The organism is Hahella sp. NS-SX17, assembly GCF_057367735.1.
The window spans coordinates 3,415,384-3,438,317 of sequence record NZ_CM170632.1 but is presented as its reverse complement, the minus strand read 5'-3'; the positions used below and the strand labels follow the sequence as shown (position 1 = coordinate 3,438,317).

The 22,934-nt window shown below is 54.4% G+C and carries 23 protein-coding genes; 11 read left to right on the top strand and 12 right to left on the bottom strand.

What is annotated here, in order from left to right:
* Positions 1–20: 20 nt before the first annotated feature.
* From AC2IBB_RS15335 to AC2IBB_RS15315, 5 genes are all read right to left on the bottom strand, one after another.
* On the bottom strand, positions 21–1,682 hold the full coding sequence (locus tag AC2IBB_RS15335; protein ID WP_486333700.1) for a methyl-accepting chemotaxis protein: 1,662 nt from the start codon (positions 1,680–1,682) through the stop codon (positions 21–23).
* A gap of 90 nt (positions 1,683–1,772) precedes the next feature.
* Positions 1,773–3,911 (bottom strand): chemotaxis protein CheA, encoded by a 2,139-nt coding sequence (locus AC2IBB_RS15330; RefSeq protein WP_486333699.1) that lies wholly within the window; start codon positions 3,909–3,911, stop codon positions 1,773–1,775.
* Between the two features lie 206 nt (positions 3,912–4,117).
* Positions 4,118–4,384: an STAS domain-containing protein gene (locus AC2IBB_RS15325; RefSeq protein ID WP_486333698.1), complete on the bottom strand. Its 267-nt coding sequence runs from the start codon at positions 4,382–4,384 to the stop codon at positions 4,118–4,120.
* 32 nt (positions 4,385–4,416) lie between these two features.
* Positions 4,417–4,785 (bottom strand): response regulator, encoded by a 369-nt coding sequence (locus AC2IBB_RS15320; RefSeq protein ID WP_041598726.1) that lies wholly within the window; start codon positions 4,783–4,785, stop codon positions 4,417–4,419.
* Between the two features lie 204 nt (positions 4,786–4,989).
* Positions 4,990–6,696, bottom strand: coding sequence for a putative bifunctional diguanylate cyclase/phosphodiesterase (locus AC2IBB_RS15315; protein ID WP_486333697.1), 1,707 nt, complete (start codon positions 6,694–6,696; stop codon positions 4,990–4,992).
* 308 nt (positions 6,697–7,004) lie between these two features.
* On the opposite strand from AC2IBB_RS15315, the gene AC2IBB_RS15310 reads away from it, so the two are divergent.
* From AC2IBB_RS15310 to AC2IBB_RS15285, 6 genes are all read left to right on the top strand, one after another.
* Positions 7,005–8,183, top strand: a complete 1,179-nt coding sequence (locus tag AC2IBB_RS15310) for an ATP-binding response regulator (RefSeq protein ID WP_486333696.1) — start codon at positions 7,005–7,007, stop codon at positions 8,181–8,183.
* Positions 8,184–8,332: 149 nt separating this feature from the next.
* Positions 8,333–9,199, top strand: a complete 867-nt coding sequence (locus tag AC2IBB_RS15305; RefSeq protein WP_486333695.1) for an alpha/beta fold hydrolase — start codon at positions 8,333–8,335, stop codon at positions 9,197–9,199.
* A gap of 475 nt (positions 9,200–9,674) precedes the next feature.
* Positions 9,675–10,589, top strand: coding sequence for a 30S ribosomal protein S6--L-glutamate ligase (gene rimK / locus AC2IBB_RS15300; RefSeq protein WP_486333694.1), 915 nt, complete (start codon positions 9,675–9,677; stop codon positions 10,587–10,589).
* A gap of 57 nt (positions 10,590–10,646) precedes the next feature.
* Entirely contained in the window at positions 10,647–11,516 is an 870-nt protein-coding gene (locus tag AC2IBB_RS15295) for a mechanosensitive ion channel family protein (RefSeq protein ID WP_486333693.1), read from the top strand.
* A gap of 23 nt (positions 11,517–11,539) precedes the next feature.
* The gene (locus tag AC2IBB_RS15290) at positions 11,540–12,367 is read left to right on the top strand and encodes a magnesium transporter MgtE N-terminal domain-containing protein (RefSeq protein WP_486333692.1); all 828 of its coding nucleotides are present in this window, start codon (positions 11,540–11,542) and stop codon (positions 12,365–12,367) included.
* Positions 12,368–12,418: 51 nt separating this feature from the next.
* Positions 12,419–13,753, top strand: coding sequence for a magnesium transporter (locus AC2IBB_RS15285; protein ID WP_486333691.1), 1,335 nt, complete (start codon positions 12,419–12,421; stop codon positions 13,751–13,753).
* A 47-nt stretch (positions 13,754–13,800) separates the two neighbouring features.
* Here the strand turns inward: AC2IBB_RS15285 and AC2IBB_RS15280 are convergent, their stop codons facing one another.
* Positions 13,801–14,091 carry a hypothetical protein gene (locus AC2IBB_RS15280; protein WP_486333690.1) on the bottom strand — a complete coding sequence of 97 codons (291 nt, stop codon included), beginning with the start codon at positions 14,089–14,091 and terminating at the stop codon, positions 13,801–13,803.
* A gap of 325 nt (positions 14,092–14,416) precedes the next feature.
* Between AC2IBB_RS15280 and AC2IBB_RS15275 the strand changes: the two genes are divergently transcribed.
* Positions 14,417–14,776, top strand: a complete 360-nt coding sequence (locus tag AC2IBB_RS15275) for a hypothetical protein (protein ID WP_486333689.1) — start codon at positions 14,417–14,419, stop codon at positions 14,774–14,776.
* Between the two features lie 176 nt (positions 14,777–14,952).
* On the opposite strand, the gene AC2IBB_RS15270 is transcribed toward AC2IBB_RS15275, so the two are convergent.
* On the bottom strand, positions 14,953–15,783 hold the full coding sequence (locus tag AC2IBB_RS15270; protein ID WP_486333688.1) for an SDR family oxidoreductase: 831 nt from the start codon (positions 15,781–15,783) through the stop codon (positions 14,953–14,955).
* Here AC2IBB_RS15270 and AC2IBB_RS15265 point away from each other — a divergent pair, their 5' ends adjacent.
* Positions 15,784–16,170, top strand: a complete 387-nt coding sequence (locus AC2IBB_RS15265; RefSeq protein ID WP_486333687.1) for a winged helix-turn-helix transcriptional regulator — start codon at positions 15,784–15,786, stop codon at positions 16,168–16,170.
* 43 nt (positions 16,171–16,213) lie between these two features.
* On the opposite strand, the gene AC2IBB_RS15260 is transcribed toward AC2IBB_RS15265, so the two are convergent.
* The gene (locus AC2IBB_RS15260; RefSeq protein WP_486333686.1) at positions 16,214–16,948 is read right to left on the bottom strand and encodes a hypothetical protein; all 735 of its coding nucleotides are present in this window, start codon (positions 16,946–16,948) and stop codon (positions 16,214–16,216) included.
* A gap of 65 nt (positions 16,949–17,013) precedes the next feature.
* On the bottom strand, positions 17,014–17,397 hold the full coding sequence (locus tag AC2IBB_RS15255; RefSeq protein WP_486333685.1) for a hypothetical protein: 384 nt from the start codon (positions 17,395–17,397) through the stop codon (positions 17,014–17,016).
* A 220-nt stretch (positions 17,398–17,617) separates the two neighbouring features.
* On the opposite strand from AC2IBB_RS15255, the gene AC2IBB_RS15250 reads away from it, so the two are divergent.
* Both AC2IBB_RS15250 and AC2IBB_RS15245 read left to right on the top strand, forming a co-directional pair.
* Entirely contained in the window at positions 17,618–18,337 is a 720-nt protein-coding gene (locus tag AC2IBB_RS15250; protein ID WP_486333965.1) for a HupE/UreJ family protein, read from the top strand.
* A gap of 10 nt (positions 18,338–18,347) precedes the next feature.
* Positions 18,348–18,944, top strand: coding sequence for a hypothetical protein (locus tag AC2IBB_RS15245; RefSeq protein ID WP_486333684.1), 597 nt, complete (start codon positions 18,348–18,350; stop codon positions 18,942–18,944).
* 352 nt (positions 18,945–19,296) lie between these two features.
* Here the strand turns inward: AC2IBB_RS15245 and AC2IBB_RS15240 are convergent, their stop codons facing one another.
* Positions 19,297–20,502, bottom strand: coding sequence for a carbohydrate-binding protein (locus tag AC2IBB_RS15240; protein ID WP_486333683.1), 1,206 nt, complete (start codon positions 20,500–20,502; stop codon positions 19,297–19,299).
* A 282-nt stretch (positions 20,503–20,784) separates the two neighbouring features.
* On the opposite strand from AC2IBB_RS15240, the gene AC2IBB_RS15235 reads away from it, so the two are divergent.
* Positions 20,785–21,936 (top strand): IS4 family transposase, encoded by a 1,152-nt coding sequence (locus tag AC2IBB_RS15235; protein ID WP_486333964.1) that lies wholly within the window; start codon positions 20,785–20,787, stop codon positions 21,934–21,936.
* Positions 21,937–21,986: 50 nt separating this feature from the next.
* On the opposite strand, the gene AC2IBB_RS15230 is transcribed toward AC2IBB_RS15235, so the two are convergent.
* Both AC2IBB_RS15230 and AC2IBB_RS15225 read right to left on the bottom strand, forming a co-directional pair.
* Positions 21,987–22,400: a hypothetical protein gene (locus AC2IBB_RS15230; RefSeq protein WP_486333682.1), complete on the bottom strand. Its 414-nt coding sequence runs from the start codon at positions 22,398–22,400 to the stop codon at positions 21,987–21,989.
* 149 nt (positions 22,401–22,549) lie between these two features.
* Positions 22,550–22,930 (bottom strand): Rid family detoxifying hydrolase, encoded by a 381-nt coding sequence (locus AC2IBB_RS15225; RefSeq protein ID WP_486333681.1) that lies wholly within the window; start codon positions 22,928–22,930, stop codon positions 22,550–22,552.
* Positions 22,931–22,934 lie beyond the last annotated feature (4 nt).

The window sequence follows — 22,934 nt, the reverse complement described above, 5'->3', positions numbered from 1 at the left end:
CCTGCGACGAAGGTTTCCGGTTAAAAACGGATGAAGTGCGCTTCATCCGGCTCCTGCGTTTCCGCCGCCGGCTTGTTGACCACCCGCAAAGGTTTGACCTTGGCGGACGGCTTGGCCCCGAACTCTCTCTGTACAGGCGAAATCGTCCGCGCCGCGCCAGACAGGCTGTCGCCCAATTTAAAAAACGCCATGATATGCTGCAGTTGCTGCGCCTGACTGCTCAACTCTTCCGCTGTCGCCGCCAGCTCTTCGCTGGAGGAGGCGTTGCTTTGCGTCACCTGGCTGACCTGGGTCATAGCGGTGTTGACCTGGGCTACGCCGCTGGCCTGCTCGGAACTGGCGGCGGCGATTTCCTGCACCAGGCTGGCGGTTTTCACAATGGAGGGCACCAGTTCATCCAGTAGCGTACCAGCCCGTTCGGCGCGATCCACGCTGTTGTCAGCGAGATTGCTGATCTCCTGCGCCGCAGTCTGACTGCGTTCCGCCAACTTACGCACTTCCGCCGCCACCACAGCGAAACCTTTGCCGTGTTCCCCCGCCCGCGCCGCTTCAATGGCGGCGTTCAAGGCCAACAAGTTAGTCTGGTAAGCGATGTCATCAATGATTTTGATCTTGCCGGCGATATCGCGCATGGCCGTGACTGTGGCCTGCACCGCCTGTCCGCCCTCTTGCGCTTCTTTTGACGACTTGGTGGCGATGTCTTCGGTGATTTGCGCGTTTTCCGTATTCTGTGAAATGCTGGCGTTCATTTCTTCCATGGACGCAGTGGTTTCCTCCACGCTGGCGGCCTGTTCGCTGGCGGCCTGGGACAGGGATTGCGCGGTGGAGCTGACTTCTTCACTGGCGGAGGACAGGTTATCCGCCGAACTGCGCACCTCGCTGATGATGTCGGTGAACTTCGACACCATCTGCGACATCGCCGCCAGCACCTGACCGGTTTCATCCCGGCTGCTGACATTGACGCTCACATTCAGGTCGCCCTCAGACAGCCGATAGGCTACATCCGCCGCATGTCCCAGAGGGCGCGATATCGCGCGGGAAATAATGAACCCCAACAGCAGCCCCAATACAGCAGCGACGCCGATCACCGCCAGCATCACCGTTTTGCTGGTAGTGTACAGCTGGTCATTGGATACAGAGGTGGCTTTCGCGTTTTGCTCGATCACCAGCACCAGCTCATTCATCAACCCATCCAGCGCATCCGCCTTCGGACGCAGAGTATTCATGGCGAAATCGGTCGAATCCCGGCTCGACACCAGACTTTCCTGCCTGATGATGTTCAACAGGCGGTCACGCAACGGAATGAATTCCTGGTAAGCCCGATCAAGGTCTTTATACAGGCGTTTAGCCTCATCGGTTTCCGCAAGGCTTTTGGAAATATTCAGCTCGGTATTCAAGGCGGTGTCGAACTCCTGCACCGAACGCATGAAAAGCTCTCGCTCTTCTATGGTGCTCGCCAGCATCAGGTTGCGGAGCGCGCGGCTTTGGTTGAGAAGCTGGATATTGGCTTCCTTGATATGGGAGATGCCCAAGGTGTCGCGTTCATACATCTTGGTGTCGGACTCGTTGATTTTCCCCATATTGGAGATGCCGAGGTAACCCACCACCGCCATCAGTATGAGCATCAACAGAAAGGAGCCTATCAGCTTTACGGAGACTTTCAGATTATTGAACCAACCCATGATCCCTCTCTCCTATTTCCAGCGTTTCTTTCTCTGCTACTGGCGTTTAGTCAATGAATTCATTACATCCGCTTGGACGTTCGCACCGGCTCAACCCGCCGCTATTTTCCTGCCTGCGAACTGGTTCTGGGCGTTTTCCGCCCGGGTGACCAGTTCCGGGATATCCAGTATCAGCCCCACATCGCCGCTGCCCAGCAATGTGCATCCGCTGACCCATTTCAACGGCGAGAATATGTCTCCCAGCGGCTTGATGACGGTTTGCAGTTCGCCCATTAAACGGTCCACCACCAACCCCGCGCGGCGACCGGCGTACTGCACCACCACCACGCTTTGCCGATCAGCGGGACGACCGTCGATATTGAATAATTCCCGCAAGCGCAGGAATGGCAACGCCATCCCGCGCAATCCCATGAAGTCGCCGCCGCCGTCGCCATTCAGTTCGACGCACTCGTCAACCACTTCCATGGGCACCACATATTTGCTTTCTCCCACGCCCACCAAAAAGCCGTTGATGATGGCCAGGGTCAGCGGCAGCCGCAGGCGAATGGTGGAGCCTTTGCCCAGTGCGCTCTCCACCTCCACGCTGCCGCGCAGTTCCTCCAGGGTTTTCTTCACCGCGTCCATGCCCACGCCGCGACCGGAGACATTGGTCACCTGTTCCGCCGTGGAAAAGCCCGGTTCAAAAATAAGTTTGAAGATCTCTCCGTCGCTCATCCCTTCGCCGCTGCGGATCAGTTGCTTTTCGATAGCCTTGGCGACGATTTTTTCCGGGTTCATGCCACCGCCGTCATCGCTGACTTCAATGACAATGCTACCGCGCTCATGAAAGGCGTTAAGACGAATCACGCCGGTGGCGGCCTTGCCCCGCTCCCGTCGCAGGCGATCTGGCTCGATGCCATGGTCGATGGCGTTGCGCACCAGATGGGTTAAAGGTTCGCTGATGCGCTCCACCAGAGTCTTATCGAGATCGGTATCGCCGCCGCTGACCACCAGTCGGATGTCCTTACCCAGATCGCGGGCGAGGTCGCGCACGACCCGTTGAAAGCGATTGAATGTGTCGCCGATTTGCACCATGCGCAGGCTGAGCGCGCAGTCTCGCACGGCTTCGATGAAGCGGGTGGAGTTGGCGATAGATTCATGCAGAACCGCTTCTTGGGTGCGATCCGCCCTCACCCGCACTTCCGCGTTGGCGATCATCAACTCGCCGATCAGATTGATCAGATGGTCCAGCTTCTGGGCGTCGACTTTAAGGAAACTGTCCTGACGCGGTTTCTTGGTCGCGCCGGACTGTTTTTCCAGCGCCGTATTCACCGTTTTCTCTTGCACGGCGTGGCGGGCGACCAGTATTTCTCCAAGCCTGGGCCTCTCGGGTACGCTGTCCTGCTGTTTCAGGGCCTGCTCAAGCTCATTACGCGTCACCGCCCCGCTCTCGACCAGAATCTCACCAATCCGTTGCTCTTTATCCGGGGCCTCTTCAATGGCTTTATCCCAGGTTTCCGGATCGCCCACCGGGGTGATGCGCACCTCGCTGCTGGCGCTGACGAATTCAAAGGCGCCCTCAATCTCTTCTTTATCCTGTTCGGTGATCAGATCCATTTCAAAGGCGAGATAACAGGACTCCGGGTCCATTTCCTGCGCCGCCGGCATATGCCCGCAGAAGGTGGTGACCCGAACCAGTTCGCCAAGGGTGGAGATGTAATGCAGAATGCTGAGAGGGTCCATGCCGTCGCGCAGCAGATCGCGTCCGCAACGCAGGGAGATATGCCAGCCTCGCGCCTCCTGTGGCGCCGCGTCCGTGTCTGCTTCCGCCTCAGGCGCTTTAAGTGCGGCGGCGGAGCCTGGCAGATAGCGTTGCAGCTGAGCTTGCAGCACAGAGCCTTTGCGCAGCAGCTCATCGTCAACGGCGTCGGCAAGAGAACTTTCCACCAGCCGCCCAATCTGGTCGCCGCAGCTTAACAGCAAGCTGATCAGGTCGCCGTCGATGTCCAGGCGGCCATCCCGCACCGCGTCCAGCACGCCTTCCACATCATGGGTGAAAGCCACCACATGATCGAGTCCGAACAGCCCGCCCGACCCTTTGATGGTGTGGGCGGCGCGAAACACCGCATCCACCAGCTCCTTTTTGGCGCCCTCCTCCTCCAAGGTAAGCAGCGACTGCTCCATTTCCGATAACAGCTCTTTGCTTTCCTGGGCGAAGGCTTTTAAAGCGCCGCTGAAATCCAGGCTCATTATCCGTATTCCCTTTCCGTGACTCAGGCTGCGGATTCCATTGCAGAGACAGGCTCAGTCGCAAGCGAGAACTCCGCCAGCCCGACATGTCTTAATCGTCATATCGGCGTTTGTTCGCCATCCGGGCGTTGTAGAGGGCCTCCTTCCCGAACCGCCGTCACGGCGGCTCAATTTTCTTGCTCATACACTCACTCGAAAAAACAGCGCTATTCCAGCATGTCGGCAAGTCCAGTCAGCGTGAACACTTTGTTCACCGCCTCGCTGGCGTTCACCAGTCGCGCACCCTGGTCCCGCTTCGCCAGTATCAACAATTGCAGCCCCGCTCCGTCCAGCTCCGTCAGCTGGCTGAGGTCTATATCGACATCCTTGTGCTCAAGCAAAGGCGCTTTCGCCTCCGCCGCACAGTAGATCGTCAGCTCGCCGCTCAGGGTCAGCCGGTTTTGCTGGGGGTCATGCTGAGAATCTATGTTCATCGCGTCTCCCTCCCTGAGCCCGTCGCAGCGCGTCAGGGCAGTATCAGTTTCTGAACGGCTTTGAGCATGGCTTCCGGACGAAACGGCTTCACCATCCACGCCTTGGCGCCCGCCATCTGACCTTCCATTCGTTTATCTTCGGTGCTTTCGGTGGTCAGCATAATGACCGGCGTGAATTTATATTCAGGCAGGCTTTTAAGCTCTTTGACGAAGGAGATGCCGTCCATGACGGGCATATTCACATCGCAGACTATCAAGCTTGGCTTGGCGTCAGGCAACTTCCCCAGCGCGTCCTGGCCGTTTTCCGCCTGTATTACGTTGTAGCCTGCGGACTTGAGCGTAAGGTCCACCATTTGCCGCAGAGAGATGGAATCGTCAATGATCAGAATGGTCTTCGCCATAGCATTCGTCCATTTGCGCCGGTGCGTTGTTGATCTTTTTTAAGGGCCCGGTGTGGTTGTTGCGTCATCGCTGACGTCGCTGAAACATCAACCGGTTCTTCAGATGCCGTCCTAAATCTCTAATCAGTAAAAGTAAATAAAGTGTAGTTCAAAATTCAGCCACCATATTCAGCTATGCAAGTCCCGTCTGACTCCCAAGACGCCTTAGGCAGGCGTCTTGAATCCATTGAACAGCATCGCCGTCGCGTTGGCGGCGGGCGTCGGTTTGCTGAACAGGTAGCCCTGCGCTTCATGGCACCCGAGACTGCGCAGACGCTGTAGCTGATCCGCGGTCTCTATGCCTTCGGCGATGACCTTGAAGCCCATGTGCTCGGCGATGGCCAGAATGGCTTGGACAATGGCGAAATCATCCCCGGAATCGCAAATATTGCTGATGAAGGAGCGGTCAATCTTCAGGCGGTTGAAGGGGTATTTTCTCAGATACTCCAGATTGCTGTAGCCGGTGCCGAAATCATCGATGGCGATGTCGAAGCCCTGGCTCCACAATTCCCGTAACTGTCCGCCGCCTTTCGGGTCCATCAGGCTGGTTTCCGTCAACTCCAGTTCAAAGTCATTGGGCGACAGGCGATAACGCGTGAAGAGGTCAATAAAATCCTGGGTGAACTCATCCCGATGCAGTTGCACCGGCGAAATATTAATCGCCATCCGCAGGCGTTTGCCCGCCCGCTTCCACAGCGCAATCTGCTGGCACACCTGCTCCATCATCCACAGACTGATGTCGTAGATCTGCCCGTTTTCCTCCGCCAACGGAATAAAACGCGCCGGACTGATTTGACCTTTTTCCGGCGTTTTCCAGCGCAGCAACGCCTCAAAGCCCACCAGAGACTCTTGCAGAATATCCACCTGGGGCTGGTAGTAGACTTCAAACTGCTGTTCTCTCACCGCCTGAAACAACGCCCGCGACATCCACCAGCGTTCGTGATTCTCGACGTCCATTTCCGGCGCGAAGCGTTTCACCAGATTCCCGCCCTCTTTCCTGGCTTCCAGCGCAGCGATTTCGGCATGGTTGAACAGCACCATCCACTCCACCCGCGGGTGTGGCGGCGGCGCATATCCCACGGAGAACTTGAGAAAGAATTCCTGCCCTTCCACCATGATCGGCAGGCTCAACTTTTGCTGCAGCTGGCGCAAATGGCCCGCGCCAGTTTCCTCGTCAGCCTCCAGCACCACGCCGTACTTGCCGGAACCCAGGCATCCTAGCAGCATGCCCGGGGGAAAGATGGACGACATCCGCTCCACGACAGTGCGGCTGATCTGACGCTCAGATTGATCACGGTCGTGAGAGCTGAGCAAACCGATCAGAGTCTGATCCATGTCCACTTCACAAACGCACACACAGATACTGGCGTTGTTTTTCTTCTTGATGAGCGTGTCGATCAGCTCCATCAAAATGTCTTTCTTCGGCAGTCCAGTGACAGCGTCGTACTCCTCCAGCAACCGTAGATTCTGGTGCTGGAAGTCGTGCAGTTTCTTGAGCTTGAGCAGGTTGTTCACCCGCGCCAGCAGCTCGCGCCGGTTGAATGGCTTGCTGACGTAGTCCTCCGCGCCGCACTCCAGCCCCGATACGCAGGAGTCGCGGTCGGCCAGAGCAGTGAGAAGGATAATGGGAATATGTTTCCAGTGATCCTGGGACTTGATTTCACGAGTCAGTTCAAACCCGGTTTTACCGGGCATCATAACGTCCAGAATAATCAAATCCGGTTCATAGCCAGCGACGGCGTCGATCACTTTGCTGGCGTCATTAAGAGGGATGGCGTCAAATCCTTGCGCCCGAAATATATCCGTTAGCAGTTTGGTGTTGCGCTGCTCGTCATCAACAATAAGCAGCCTGCTACCGTTGAGTGGGTGCATGACTACAGGCTCCTGCCGTTGAAAGGATGAATGTTACAGAACAAGGGTTTTCAGCGAATAAAGATCCCTCTACAGCATGGAAGGAAGCATATCGCGTCCAGGCCTCAGCCCGGCTAATCCGCTTCATGAGCGTCTGTCTATTAATACAGTCCTGAATTTGATTTTTGTCAAATTAGCGGTAATTTTTATATTAACAAGGCAATGATATTGGCCTGTTTATGCGCTTCAGCTAAGTGATCAGGGACGGGAAATCGGCGGCGTGCATCTTCCCTCCCCGCAACTGTGGTCTGTTACGCCTGGAGGGCGCCATGAGCGAAGAAACGGACAATGCATCCATCCTGATCGTTGACGACAACCAGAATAACTGCGACTTGCTGACCCGCCGCCTTGAGCGTAAAGGGTTTCGCTGCGCCATCGCCCTCAGTGGCCGGGAAGCGTTGCGACAGGTGCAGGAACAGCGTCCCGATCTGATCCTGCTCGATGTCATGATGCCGGAAATGGACGGCATGGAAGTGCTGGACATTCTGCGCCAGGACTTCAACTCCGTGGAACTGCCAGTGCTGATGGTCACCGCCAAAAACGCGCACGAGGACATCATCGGGGCCTTCGCGCAAGGCGCCAATGATTACATTGAAAAGCCGGTCGACTTTCCCGTCATGCTGGCGCGCATCCATCACCACCTGCAACATAAAAGACTCGACGACGAACTCAAGCGCAGCCAGCGGCAGTTACAGGAGCAGAACCGACAGCTGGGCAAGTCCAACCAGTACAAGATTAATTTTCTGTCCTCCATGTCCCATGAGCTGCGCACGCCTCTCAACGCCATCCTGGGTTACTCCGAGGTGCTGGTGGACGGCATGATGGGCGAGCTGAACCCAAAGCAGCTGGAGTATTGCAAAGAGATCTACGACAGCGGCTCCTACCTGCTGATCATCATCAACGACTTATTGGATCTCTCCAAAATCGAGGCGGGTAAACTGGTGCTGGAGATCCAGCCTACCCATATCGAAATCCTGGTTAACAGCGTTATCGGCATCATCAAGGAAAAAGCCTCCCGACACGGCATCGTGCTGCTGACTGACATTCAGACGGACATTGGCCCTGCGGAGCTTGATCCACTGCGAGTCAAACAGATTCTCATCAATCTGCTCAGCAACGCCATCAAGTTCACCGACTCGGGCAAACAAGTGGGCCTGAAGGTCAGTCTTCATGACGACCAGGAGTTGCAGATCCAGGTGTTCGATCAAGGCTGCGGCGTCTCGGAAGAAGACCTGCAGCGTATTTTCCTGCCCTTTGAACAGGCTGAATCCTCCATGAAAAAGAAAAACGTGGAAGGCACCGGCCTGGGTCTCGCCCTGGTGCACAAACTGGTGCTGCTGCATGGCGGCAGCATTGAAGTGAAAAGCGAGCTCGGCCAGGGCAGTAGCTTTTTCATCCGTCTCCCCTATCGCGCCGCGGCGGGAGGGTCTTGCGACATGATCTATTAACGCTACTGGCGCTCCTCTGAAACCGCCAAAGCGCTGACCAGAAACGGCCCGCTTAATTTTACCCCCCTTTTATTGACTTAACCGGGCCAATCCCGTTAGGCTGCGCCTCTAAACTTGATGGATCACTATAAATTTCAGGATGTTACCTAATGGAAAATGTGAGCTATCGGCAGGCGCTGATAGATAGAATGGGCGCGCCCATCGCGCAAAACCAGGTTAACGCAGGGAATATCAACACCGCCTATCTGTCCGCTGGCGCTGGAGCGCCGGTGATATGTCTGCACGGCGCCGGAGCCGGCGCGGTCACTTGGTATCCCTCTCTGGGCGCGTTATCCCAACACTTTCATGTGATCGCGCCAGATATCGTCGGTTACGGCGAGTCCGACAAACCTGACGCCCCTTACGATCGCCCTTATTTTTCCACTTGGCTGCAGAAGTTCATGGCGGCGATGGATATATGCAAAGCGCATATCGTCGGTCTGTCCCAAGGCGGCGCCATCGCCCTGCAATTCGCCCTGGATTGCCCGGACAAAGTAGACAAGCTGGTGTTGGTGGACGCCGCCGCGTTGGGCGCGCAGCCTTCCCTGCGCCCGATGGTCGGCATGATCTGGTTGAACAGTTTCCCCTCTGCATGGGCGAATCGTTTTTTCGCCCCTTCGCTGCTGTTCGATACCAATAACCGGGACCCCAACCACGCTCATTACTCGATTGAAGTGCTCAAACGCCCTGGCGGCAAAAACGCCTTCACTCAAGGCCGTGGCGCAGCAGTAGCGGCCCTGCCGGAGGAAGCGCTGCGGCGTATTCACAACGAGACGCTGATTATCTGGGGAGAACAGGACCAACTGTTCGCCATTGAACATGGCGAGGCCGCGGCCAAGCTGATGCCAAACGCTAAACTGCACCGCATTCCCCGCGCCGGTCATCTGCCGCTGATGGATCAGCCAGAGTTGTTTAATGAGGCCTTGTTGGATTTTCTGGTTTCGACAACCCCAACGACCGCGCCCCCCTGCGGCTGAATGTCAGTCGTTTTGTAGTCCATCTTAATGTCGGAAGGCGCTTCGCTTTTCCAACCTACTCTGTTAAGGACCTACTCCGTTTTGAAAAAACGAGTGGAAGTATTCAATTAAAACGTTTAGTTCCCGCTTTCGTACGCATTCCAGTACACGGCAATAAACGTAGGCTGGATAAGCGAAGCGCCATCCAACACGCCCTCTAACTTCCCCCTAAAAAAAGCAGTGGCGAGAAACGCTATGAACTCGCTACGTCTGCGCTTTATTCAAAGACAGGTTCCGGCGATGAGGCCCACACCGCTGGCCTTGCTTTGTAAACAAACGGGCACTATGGCGCTTCCTGTCTATACTTTATAACGCAGTATGAACTTATCGCAGTGCGAATTCATAAACGTCTATTAACCCCTTCTTTTCGTCAGGGGCTGGCAGGCTGTCACAGGGAGGTCAGTAGCCCCGCAACCGTCACAAGGAATAAAAAATAATGAAAATAGGCATACTCTCAAGAAACTCCAAACTCTACTCAACATCCCGTCTGGTGGAGGCAGCCCGCGAACGGGGGCATGAGCCGCGAGTGGTGGATGTCCTGAAGTGCTACATGAATATCACTACCAACGCGCCCACGGTCCGCTATCGCAGCGGCGGCGTCTCTGAGGAATTGCAGTTCGATGCGGTGATCCCCCGTATCGGCGCCAGCGTAACCACTTATGGCTGCGCGGTGTTGCGTCAGTTTGAGGTCAGCGGCGTGTATTCTGTTAACGAATCCATCGCCATTACCCGTTCCCGCGACAAACTGCGCGCCCATCAGTTACTGGCCCGCAAAGGCGTGGGGCAACCGGTGACCAGTTACGCGCACTCTGCGGACGCCACCAATGACTTGATCGAATCCGTAAACGGCGCGCCGTTGATCGTCAAGGTCATGGCCAGTACTCATGGCAATGGCGTGGTGCTGGCGGAAACAGATAAAGCCGCCGAAACCCTGATCAACGCCTTTCGCGGCTTGAAAGCGGATTTCCTGGTGCAGGAGTTCATCAAAGAAGCTGGCGGCAGCGACATCCGTTGTTTTGTGATCGGCGATAAAGTAGTCGCCGCCATGCAGCGCACCGCCCAGCCGGGAGAGTTCCGCTCCAACCTGCATCGCGGCGGCAGCGCCCAGGTGGTGAAGCTGCGTCCGGATGAGCGGCGCCTAGCGGTGCAGGCGGCCACGGTGATGGGGCTGGATCTGGCCGGAGTGGACATTATCCGCTCCAGTCACGGCCCGCTGGTGCTGGAGGTCAATTCCTCCCCTGGCCTGAAGGGCATTGAAAGCGCGACCAACAAAGACATCGCCGGCGCCATCATCGACTACATTGTCAAGGACGTACGAAAAGGCCCTAACAAGCCCAAGGGGAAAGGATAGCCCCTCGTTACCCAGCGCTGGCGTTAGTCTTTTTTCTTTATCATCAAGAGAGCATCCATGGACCCGATACAAACTCAAGATTGGCGGGAACTCTTACATCAGACCTATGAACAAACGATTCAGCAACTGATCGCCTTTACGCCCAATATTCTGGGCGCACTGGCGCTGTTCTTCTTTGGTTTCTTTATCGCCCTGGCGCTGGCGCGCGCCGTGCGCACCGGAGTGACTCTGCTGGAGCGTCTGCTAGGCCGGGTGTTCGCGCGCTTTTCCACCAGCCCCTCCTCGCTCAAGCTGAGGCAGTCTTACACCAATGTCATCAGCAAAGCCGTGTTTTGGTTGGTGCTGCTGTTTTTCATCGCCGCCGGGGCCAACAGTCTGGGGTTGAACATCGTCTCCCAGTGGATGAGTCAGCTATTGCTGTATCTGCCTCATTTCGCCGCCGGCATGCTGATCATGCTGGGAGGATATTTGCTCAGCAAGGTGATCAATCTGGTGATGACCTCAGCAGCGGAGTCCGTGGGCATCAGACAGTCGGCGCTCATCGGTCGCAGCGTCCAGTTCACGGTGATCTTTATCGCCGTCGTGATCGGCATCGAGCAGATCGGCATCAACATCCAGTTTTTCACCCAGTTCACCATCATTCTTTCCGCCGTCATTGCCGGAGGCTTCTCCCTGGCCTTCGCCCTCGGCGCCAAGTATCTGGTGGCGAACATCATTGGCTCCCAGCAGGTGAACAAACTGGTGCAACTGGGCGATGAAGTCAGTATCGCGGGCGTGGACGGCGTCGTCGTCGACATCACCAGTTCCGTCATCGTGCTTGAAACGCCGCAAGGCAGAACCGCCGTCCCCGGCTCTTTTTTCATGGAGCACGTCAGCCGGATCAAAGCCGGGACCACGCACCACACCAAACACAACAAAGAGACATAGAGCGCCGCAGAGGGAATTTCGCCATGACCGATCAGACTTATCAGCTCGCGTTCAGCTTTCTGCGTCAGGAGCCCCGGGCGGCGGCGCGTTTGCTGGAGGACAGGGACACGGGGGAAGTGGCGCAGTTCCTCGCCAACGCCCCCCTGCCCGTCGCCATCAGCGTGTTGAAGGAAATGCTTCCCGGTTTTTGCGCCACGGTTATTCACGCCGCGCCGGAAGGCAGCGCCACGCAGTGGACCGCCGAAATAGGCGCGCACCAGCTCTGCAACATTCTGCGCCACCTGCCGCCCAAACGCAGAGAGACCGTGCTGAACCTGCTGCCGTTGCCGCGTCGTACGCTGTGTCAGCAACTGCTTTCCTACAGCAGCAGCATGCTGGGCGCCTGGACCGAGATCGACGTTCCCGTTTTCACCCGGGACATGACGGTGGAAGACGCCATGACCCGTTTGAAAAAACGGGAATTTCAGGAGGAACGAGTCATTTTCGTGCTGGATCATCAACGGGAGCCCCTTGGCGCCATTCCCGCCGTAAAGCTGCTGCGCGCGTCCAAACAGGTCATGCTCGGCGCACTGGTCAAACCCTCCCTGGCGTGCCTGAACAGCCGCCTTTCCCTGAGCAACGCCGCCAGCCATCCTCTATGGACATCGCAAGACTTTGCGCCGGTTGTGTTTCACCACAACGAGTTCATGGGGGTGATCTGGCACAGCCGCTTGCGCGAGCTGCTGTCCACGCATTCCGACTGGTTGAACGCGCCGCAAAAACCGTCAGGGTCGGCGGCGCTGGATTTGCTGCGCGCCCATGGGGAAAGCATGCAGGCGATGGTCGAGGTGGTGCGCGACTCCCTGGTATGACCTCTTCGCAGACAAGGCGTATGACATCTGAACTTCTGGCAAGGAACCTCTATGGATAACACAACGTCTTACATCAAAGACACTGCGCAACAGCTCACAGACGCCTATCTATTACGTTTTCCGGCCAAGGCCGCGCGTGAAATCGCCAAGATGCCGAACCAGGAGGCGGTCTCGCTGTTGAGCCAGCAGCCCGCCGCCGTCGTCGCCAACTTATTCCCTCATATGCCTCCGGGACTGGGCGAACAACTGATCGCCGACTGGGACCCTGTCGCCGCGACGGAGCTGCTCCTGAAACTGGATATCCAGCTCGCCGCTGCGCTGCTGTCACGCCTGGAGGACGAGCAGAAAGACTCAATTCTGGCCCGTATCGCCGCCGCAGAAAAAGCGACGGCTAACGAGCTGACCGAACTGCTGTCCTATCCGCTCAACACGGCGGGTCGCATGATGGACTCCAAGGTGCAGATGTTTCACTCGAATCTCACCGTCGAAGAGGTGTTGCAGCAGATAAGATACCGGCGTCCCAAATACATGGACGCTTTTTTTCTAATCAACGACGAGCGCAACGTCACCGGAATATTTGAGTTAAGCGACCTGATTCTCGCCAACGCCAAGGACAAAGCCTCCAAGGTAGCGCGGCCCATCACCGCTTCTTTCAGCACGCTGGACCCGGTCGACGACGTGGTCGAGAAGTTCGAAGGCCTGCGGGCCAACAGCCTTCCCGTGCTGGATGTGCATGATCAGGTAGTCGGTGTGATTCGCAGCGGGGATATCTACCAGCGCACGAAAGAGGATCTCGCCTCCGATATGGCCTCAATGGTGGGCGCCAGCAAGGACGAAAAAGCCCTTTCCAGCAGCTGGTTCGCCGTGCGCAAACGCATGCCATGGCTGCAGATCAATCTGGTGACGGCCTTTGTGGCCGCAGGGGTGGTCGGCGCCTTCGAAGGCATCATTTCCCAGTACACCGCTCTGGCGATCCTGCTGCCTGTGGCGGCGGGACAAAGCGGTAACGCCGGCGCTCAGGCGCTGGCGGTGACCATGCGCGGGCTGATTCTCAAGGAAATCACCATCCGCAATATGGGGCAGGTGTTTCGCAAGGAAAGCTTCGCCGGTTTCCTCAATGGCGTCATTATTGCGGTGACTTGCGCCATTGGCGTCTGGATCTGGAGCCGCTCTATCGGCCTGGCGCTGATTATCGCTCTCGCGATGGTGTTGTCGCTGACCATCGCCTGCGGCGCCGGCGCTCTGGTGCCCATGGCCCTCAAGAAGCTCGGCCTGGACCCGGCGCAATCCTCCTCCATCGTGTTGACCACGATCACCGACATCGCCGGTTTTATGTCATTTCTAGGGATTGCGACCTTGCTGTCAGGGTTATTGCCGGTGGGATAACAGGCTTGCTTGATCTGTATCTGACGCTGACTGGCCTCTCACGGAGGTTAGTGCCTGACCGTGGTTTCCCGCCACTCGGACACCGCCTGACTCACTGCGGCCAGATGAGCGTTGGTGATATCCCTGGGCAGGAACTCGTTCTGAAAAGCGTTGATCCGCGTCGCCAAATGATCAATGAAAGGCTTGCCTTGGGCATGATACGCCTCGCACTCCTCCTCATTAAGTTCGATCAAGATAGAAAAATCCACAAATGAACGGGAGCACCTGGCGTCGAGGTAAAACTTCCTGTCCTGCTCAAAAAGAAACCACGAGCCCGGCTCATGCAGCATTACATACACAGTTTGATCCTGCCTTTTATAATTGGATTGAGTGTGAGGGGCGCGCCAGGATCAATCATGCTTCAGCGAAGCTGTTAAAAAGCTATCGCGCTGTCATGGCCGGCTGCAACCCTGTGATTTTTTTCTACTTTATAGTTTCCAGGGAGTGATTACGAGAAATCAGTGAAAACAGTTTCCAAATATAAATGCACGCCAGACTTTCTTTCCCGCAGCTAGCCGCCGCGCAGGCGCATTCATGTGTCTAAGTGATTGGAATTATTAACTTTACATCGTTAATAAAAACGCGAATAGTTAGCGCCCTTTTAACGCCCATAGACATAGAAGAATGAAGATCCAGTCCCAATTAATGCTCGCAATGTGCTCACTTTTAATCGGTTGCTCGCCCAATCAGACCCAAGAACCCACAGAAGTGGCGTTCACTTTCGGCGAGACCTCCATTACCGCGCCGATTAACGAAAACAGCGCCTTTGCAAGCACGCAGGAAACAGACAAGGAAAAAGTACAACTCTCCGGGAAAATCCAAAAACAGGATGCGGATTACATCGTGGAAGTCGAATTCATCAGTGAGGAAAAAGCGCCTAAAGAACGCCACAGCTTTAACTCAACCGTCCTGGTGAAAGCGGATGAGCCTTTGGTCGTCGGCCATCTTGATGATGACGAATTTATCATCAACTTGAAAAGGTAATCGCTGAAAAAGAATATGGGGGCGCCCGGCCATAGATAGAACCTTACAAGGTCTCGCGATTATACGTTGAGCTATTGCGCTGGGATCGCCCCTCCAGGCCACCCATAGCGGTATTTACACCTGACGGTTACCGGTAATGTCAGGTTGATTCTTTTAAAGAAGAAAAACTTTCCCGCTTATAAATTTCCCACTCCGCCGTCCACCAACAGCTCTGCGCCCAACATGTATGCCGATTCATCCGACGCCAGAAAAACAGCGGCTTTCGCCAGTTCCAATGGCGTTCCCATGCGCTTTAAAGGCACGAGTTCCTTAACCTCCTCTATCAGTTCCTGCTGCCTTTCCTCCGATAAACCAAACTTCTGAAAGGCGTCAGTATGGGTTGGGCCAGGGCTGAGAGTATTAACGCGAATTCCTTTGTGATGCAGCTCCCCGGACAGCGTCTTCGATAAAGAAATAAGCGCCGCCTTGCTCGCCGCGTACACACTGCTTTGCGCTAATCCAATGTGGGCGGATACGCTGCCACATAAAATAATAGACGCCGAGTCAGACAATAAAGGCGATAATGACTGTATTAAAAAGAATGGACCTTTTAAATTAACGTTCATGACTTTGTCAAAGCAATCTTCGTCCCATTCTTCCAATGGTTTATGCGTTACATCGCCTGCATTTATATATACAATATCAATGCGCGGAAATTTATCAGATAAATGCTGCGCCAATATAGTTTGCTGATCTGCTTTTCCTGAATCATTCTTTATTACCAGCGCAGACTCTCCCAGTTGATCTTGCGCATACTTCAACCCGGATTCATTACGCCCGGTTACCGCGACGGTCGCCCCTTCAAGTTGAAACTGTTTAGCGGTCTCCAAACCGATTCCCGCCGTTCCGCCTGTAATTAACGCGTACTTCCCATCCAGCCTTTTCGACATACTGTTCGCCTTGACTTGCAATTCATTAGAGGATTTATAGTATAGGCAGGCTATTTCAGTTAAAACAGTAGGTTCCAAATGGATACTAAAGAGAAAATCAGTTGTTCGGATAAAAAAATTGAGGATGAACCACGGTGTCCAATGACTGACTTCATCAATATCGTTTCAGGAAAATGGGCGATCCCCACCTTATATCGCTTGATTATTACTGACGATATTATTCGGTTTGGCGCCCTGCAAAGAGGAATCGGCGGCATTACGCAGAAAGAATTAACCAAACAACTCAGAACGTTTGAATCATTAGGCATCGTTTCCAGACAGGAATACCCGGAGATGCCGCCACGGGTTGAGTATCGGATTACAGAACTCGGAAAAACGCTGAAACCGACACTGGACTCACTGGCCCGTTGGATGACCGAGCATAGAGATGAGTTACTGGCGAATAGTCGAAGCAGTTCCTTCTAAAGGGGGGATATTTTACAGATCGCCGACGTTTTTCAACAATTCCTTAGATTTCGGAGAAAAATCTACGCGCGACATCCCAGTCATGCTCACAATCCAACCAGTCTTCTACATTAAGAAGCTCGCAGCATCCAGGCGTCGCGGCGAGAAACTGCTCCAGCTCAGCTTTTCGTTTTATCCTATTCCTGCTAATTGAGAATCCTGAAAATTTGAGTGCGTACATCGTTTTTAAGTACAAAGCGACTTTTTCATTTGCACTGATGGACTCTAACCATTGCAACGCAATAGTGGAATCTGTATCGCCCACATCACTTCCCATGGGCAGATGTGATTGGCTGGGTATGCCTTCCGCATCATCAAATACAATCCAGTTCATACCATCTAAGGGGAAGCTTAAATCCATCAATCGTTTTCTGATCATGAGCAACGCCAATGGTAGCGACGAAAATACTATTAATTCATAAAATGCGTCGGAGTCATCCGTTTCCCATTCGCCTTCATCGTCCTCATACTCTCTAACGAATATGCCGTTATTCAATAGCTCACTTTGAATCTCTGTGACGATTGAATCACCGAAGCTGTCGTCACTTAAATCATCAACATCACACTCATAGTTGCTAAACTTGTAATTATATCTAAAGCTAAATTGCTCATACCCAATAGCGATAAAGTCACCGCCGGCGGGCTGACTATAATTACTTTTTTCCAGCAGGCTTATAATATGCTGAAGCATAGGGTCATAGTACTCGACAAGCCTCTCAACTATCTTCATAAACTGCATTATATAAGCTCCGCGAATTTCATAACCAACGAGCCAAGATAGAAAACTTCATTTGAGTCGCCCCACTAACTTCTAAACTTAGTCAATTTACCTGATTCATCAACCGCCGCATTCACCAGCCCATTCAGGTCCAGGGACGGGTTCGATTCGAGGCAGTGTTGCAGGATGTTCAACGCCACATGGGGAGCGAACATATGTGGGCCGCGAAACCTTAGCAACAGTGTTTGAATTTTCTCGTCTTTGCGGGGATTCAACGCCTTGAAGATTTGATCCCAGTCGGCGTCCATCCGCACAAGATCTGTCACGACTTTGCTCGCGATACGGGCGTTCCTGGCGCTTATTCTGGCGGACCTCGCCTCCAGTTTATCCCGCTTGTCCGCCTCTTCCAGCAGCCAGCTGGCGTCTAAAGGATCTTTTGGTGAAGGTTTCGTTTTGCGTTTCTTGGCCATAATAATTGAGACATGCGACGAGGCTGATGAGTATCGAATAACCGTCTTCTGACTTCAACGCTCTTGAAGCGCAGACTAACGCCTGACCCGCCCTTTTCTTCACAATAATGACAAGTTCAGCATTACGGCTGATAGGTTCAGTTTTACAGCTGGGCTATAGTTTTTCGGCAAATACGACAGCGACCTCATACATAGACCTTGGAGGCCTTGCCGGGTGGTTTTGACTTCTTTCACTCAATATAAGAATAAGACGGTTAGCGCTCGCGGCTCATCCATTCTCCTGCTGCTGCTCGCCATCGTCGCCTCTCCCGTATTCGCCCACGGCGTGGCGGAAGGCGACGCGATGTTCATCGAGCAGGTCGAAGGCATGCGCCTGATTCCCTTTATCTATCTCGGCGCCAAGCACATGGTGACGGGCTATGATCATCTGCTGTTTCTTATCGGCGTGATTTTTTTCCTGTATCGGATGAAAGACATCGGCGTTTACGTCACGCTGTTCGCCATCGGCCACAGCATTACGCTGTTATATGGCGTATTGAGCGGCGCTCACGTCAATCCTTATCTGGTCGACGCTATCATCGGTCTGTCCGTCGTCTACAAGGCGCTGGATAATCTTGGGGCTTACCGTCGCTGGTTCGGCTTTCAGCCCAATACCAAAGCGGCGGTGCTTATTTTCGGCTTTTTCCATGGCTTCGGGCTGGCGACGAAGCTGCAGGATTTCACGCTGTCCCAGGATGGCCTGATCCCTAATATCATCGCTTTTAATGTAGGCGTGGAAATCGGCCAGTTGCTGGCGTTGAGCGCTATTCTCATCCTCATGAGTTTCTGGCGCAAAACCGACGCTTTCGCCAAGCAGGCTTTCACCGCCAATGTGCTGCTGATGAGCGCCGGATTTATGTTAATGGGCTACCAACTCACCGGTTTTTTCGCGAGTTCTTGAGGTAATCGACATGCATGACATCACCCACCACAACCGCGCTGAATCGCCATCCAGCAACACACTGTTTAAAGCAACTGCTCTCGCCATGGTCATTGGCGCGGGCCTGCTCGTCACGACGGTGCTGCCAGCGGAATACGGCATCGACCCCACCGGCGTCGGCGGCTACCTGGGCCTGACCCAGCTCAACGCCATCGCTCCGCAGGAAGTGACAGAGCCAGCGGAAGAGCCCATGATCAGCGACGCCCAACTCGCCTCCCTGCTCAATCCGGTATGGAAAAGCAGCGCCCCACTGCGCAACGACACCCTGACCATCACCCTTGGCCCCAATGAAGGCGCTGAGATCAAAGCGCAAATGCAGGAGGGCGACCGCTTCATGTTCAAATGGGAAGCCCAAGGCCCCGTCAACTTCGACATGCACGGCGAACGCCCCAATGCCGGCGACGAATTCACCAGCTATTGGACAGGCAGAAACAGAACTAGCGCCAATGGCGCTTTCCAGGCCCCCTTCGAAGGCGCTCATGGCTGGTACTGGCACAACGGCGGCGCCCAACCCGTCACCGTAACCGTCACCACAACCGGGTTTTATGAGAAGCTTTATAAGCTCTAGTCGCAGGGGCTTCACGCCATGTCAAAGAAGACAAAAAACGAACGTCCCCTCACGCTTATTCCCACTCCATTCGCCCTGAGCTTGTCGAAGGGCTTTCCCGGGCGATTTAGGTAAACCCTAGCGCGATCACTCGGTACTCAATAACCTTGAGAACACACATCTCTCCGCGCTTACTTTCTACCCCGTTCGCCCTGAGCCTGTCGAAGGGCTTTCCCAGGCGATTTAGATAAATCCCAGCGCGATCACTCGGTACTCAAAAACCTTGAGAATACGTATCTCCCCGCGCTTACTTTCTACCCCGTTCGCCCTGAGCCTGTCGAAGGGCTTTCCCGGGCGAATAATGAAAACACTCCTACCCCAGAGCCGTTATCTGCATGCCTGTTTCAATGAATTTGTTAACAGGCTGTCTCTCTGGAAAGCCCTTCGACAAGCTCAGGGCGAACGGTGATGAAATCGGGAAAATTTTTGAAGTAGAGGGATTGCTAAGCTGATTTTCTTTTAGCGGTGGTAACGCTCTGGAAAGCCCTTCGACAAGCTCAGGGCGAACGGTGATGACATCGGGAAAATTTTTGAAGTAAGAGGGATTGCTGAGCTGGTTTTCTTTTAGCGGTGGTAACGCTTTGGAAAGCCCTTCGACAGGCTCAGGGCGAACGGGGAAGCGGGAAGCGGGAAGCGGGAAGCGGGGACAGGTTTTCAATGATTGGTGGGATATGTCAGATTGTAGTGGTCTAATAGTCTCGGACATGTGCGCAAGCTGATACTGGTTAGCGCCCGCCCACAGGCGGGATACGTCAGGGTCTGGTCCCGGGCCGTCCCCAAAAGTGAATTGTAGGGCGTTCAGGTTGAAGCCGGATTGCAGCATGGTGACTCTCAGAGTATGCGCGCCTGGGCTTAACTCAATGCCGGCGTCAACCCAGGTCCAATTCTGCCAGCCGCCAGTCACCGGCGCCGTCACTTCCACCGCCCTGGCGCCGTCGATACTCACGGCGAAACGGCCTTCGGCGCTTTCCGCCGCAACCAGTGAGGACATGGTGTAAACGCCGCCCTCACTGACGTTAACGCTGTATTCGAGCCATTCCCCGGGCTCTATCCAGCCAATGTTATAGCCATTGCTGGTGCTGGGCTCGATATCCACGGCGTCCTGGCGCAAAGCGCCGCCTTCGTTGGTCGGGGTGGTGTCCTGGAAAGCGCCATGATCATAGTGCTCCGCCTCCAGCACGCCCGGTATCGGGATAGGCGCGCCGTTATAGGGACCTGAGTCGCCATGATCATCGCCACCGTCGTCTCCACTGCCGCCGTCACAATCAGCGGGCCCGACCCGCTCCCACAGAGATCCTACCTCCGGCGTCCAGCCAGCGCCGGGATAGGCGGTGTGCGTCACCAAGGCGCGATAGACATCACCTTCATACAACACTTCCTGCGCAACCTGATATTGGCCGCCCTCAGCCCAGCTGGCGGGACAACCGGCGGCGAAAACGCCCTGCGCGCCAGCGGCGCCGATGCCCGCGAGCAGCAGCTGAGCCGATAAGAGGGCGAGTCGAAATTTCTTCTTTGGCATGAATCCAGTCCTTTTTGGTCGTCGTTATTAGGGCGCGTTCCCGAGTCTAGAGTGGGAATACGTCCCAAACGCCCCCCAATGGCGTAGGAAACCAGATTTTGAAGCACAGGCCTTCGCGCCTATGTGGTAGTCGCCAATTGCTATAGTTATGCGACTATAACGCCGACAAAAAGCGCCGCCACATCACTGCTGTCCCACAGTTTGGGATAAATAAGAAAGCCTGAATCTCTGTTGTTACAATGGATCTGCGAAGAAACTATTAAACAACAAGGGATTCAGGCTTTGTCACATCATAACACCGCTTTCCAACAACTCCTAAAACCGCTTCTCAGACATGAATTTGAGGGGCTGGCCAAACAGCATCATGTGGGGCAAAAATTGCGATCCGCCAGTCGCTGGGATCAGTTTATTGGCATGGCCATGTCGCAGTTGTCTGGACGCCAGAGCCTGCGGGATATTCAGTCAAATCTTGAAGCCCAGCGGCATAAACTCTATCACCTTGGCGCAAAGCCCATTGCTCGAACCACGCTGGCCAGACTGAATGAAAAGCAACCCGCCAAACTCTATGAAGCCTTGTTCTACAAGCTGCTTTTCCGTTGTAGATCTCAGCCAGGAAAACACAAATTTCGCTTCAAGAATCCCTTGTATTCTCTGGATGCCAGCGCGCTGGATCTATCGCTTAAACTCTTTCCGTGGGCTGCTCACCGCGATGACGCGGCTAATGTAAAGCTCAGTGTTGGACTTAATCACGCGACTGAAGTACCGGAGTTTGTGGCATTGAGTAACGGTCAGGAAAACGACATGATCCAGGGTCGTAAGTTCTCTTTCCCCAAGGGTAGCATCCTGGCCTTTGACAAAGGCTATGTGGACTACCAGTGGTTCGGAAGTCTGACAAAACAGAAAGTCAGCTTCGTTACCCGGCTTCGAGCAAAAGCCGTATATCGGGTGCTTGAGCGCAAACCTGTTGTAAGAAACTCAGGAATCACCAGTGATCAGGTGATTGAGCTAAGCAGTGCTCACGCAGTCAAGCGGGGAGCCCCCAAGTTGCGTCGAGTTGGTTATCGGGATGCTGAGACCAACCGTCACTATCAGTTTTTGACCAACAACTTCACCCTGGCAGCCACAACCATTGCAGCCATTTATAAGGATCGCTGGAAAGTAGAACTGTTCTTCAAGGCAATAAAACAAAACCTCAAAATCAAAGCCTTTGTGGGGACCTCAAAGAATGCCGTTCTGACGCAGATTTGGATTGCCCTTATCGTTTATCTGTTGGTTGCTTTTGCACGCCATAGCGCAAGGGAGGGATGGTCAGTGCAGCGAATGCTGAGGGTGCTGCAGCTAAATTTGTTTGAAAGAAAGGCGCTGGTAGAGATCTTTAATCCTAGTCCACCGCCTAACCAAAAAGACCAGCCTCAAATGAGGCTGGTCTTATGACTGTCAAACTGTGGGACAGCAGTGCCGCCACATACGTTTTCATGCTTGAATTATTCTACTTGGTAAAGCTGTTTCAGCTTTTCTCGGGCGTCATACCCCCAGGCTAAATCACGCACCTTGCCGCCAACTCGCTGCAAAAGGAGAGGAGTCTGGTATACCGCGCCAATTCCTTCGAACACCTGATTCAAATCTTCCATGGTGCGAGCATGAGACACGTCATAAACGTACGTCGACAGACTGGGGTGGAAGCCGGAAGCGACAATGGCGTCAAGCAGCGCCATGTCCTGAGTTGAGTATGTGGCGACGCCGATGATCAGGCAGTCTTCACTCTCTCCACTGCCCTTTTCATAGAGCTTCAAGCAATCTGAGTCAGCCGCCAACTCAGAAAACTTCTCGCTAGCCTTCCTTTGCCTGTCCAGCGCACTCTCTTTCGTATCTTGGCTTTTAAGTAACTCAGTAAACATATAAAAATCAGCATTCATCGCAGGGAGACAAGGCTTGACAGGTGCGGGCCCTGTCGTTGCAGACAAACAGTAGGAAGCTATTTGTCCGCATGATTAAACAGTATCCGGCAAAGAATATCCCCATCTATGCCGGATTGATAACAATGCACTTACCCCAGGCACATAATGCCGTCCAGTTCGATTTTGGACTGCCTGGAGATTTCTTTCACTGTCAGGCGTATGCGCGCGGGATAGGGTTCCTGGAAAAATTCCGGCAGGACTTCATCCAGGTAGGCGGAGTAGGCGCTGTCGATGAAGTAGACGTTCAGTTTCACCACGTTTTCCAGCGAACCTCCCGCCGCTTCGCATACCGCCTGCAAGTTGCGGAAGCATTGCCGATACATTTCCTGGGGGGAGTCCTCCACCAGCGCTCCGGTTTTGCTATCCATGGGCAATTGCCCGCTTAGAAACACCATATTACCGTACTGCAACCCTTGGGAATACTTGCCCTGCGGGGTTGGAGCGCCTTCGGTTTTTATCTGCACTTTCATCTAA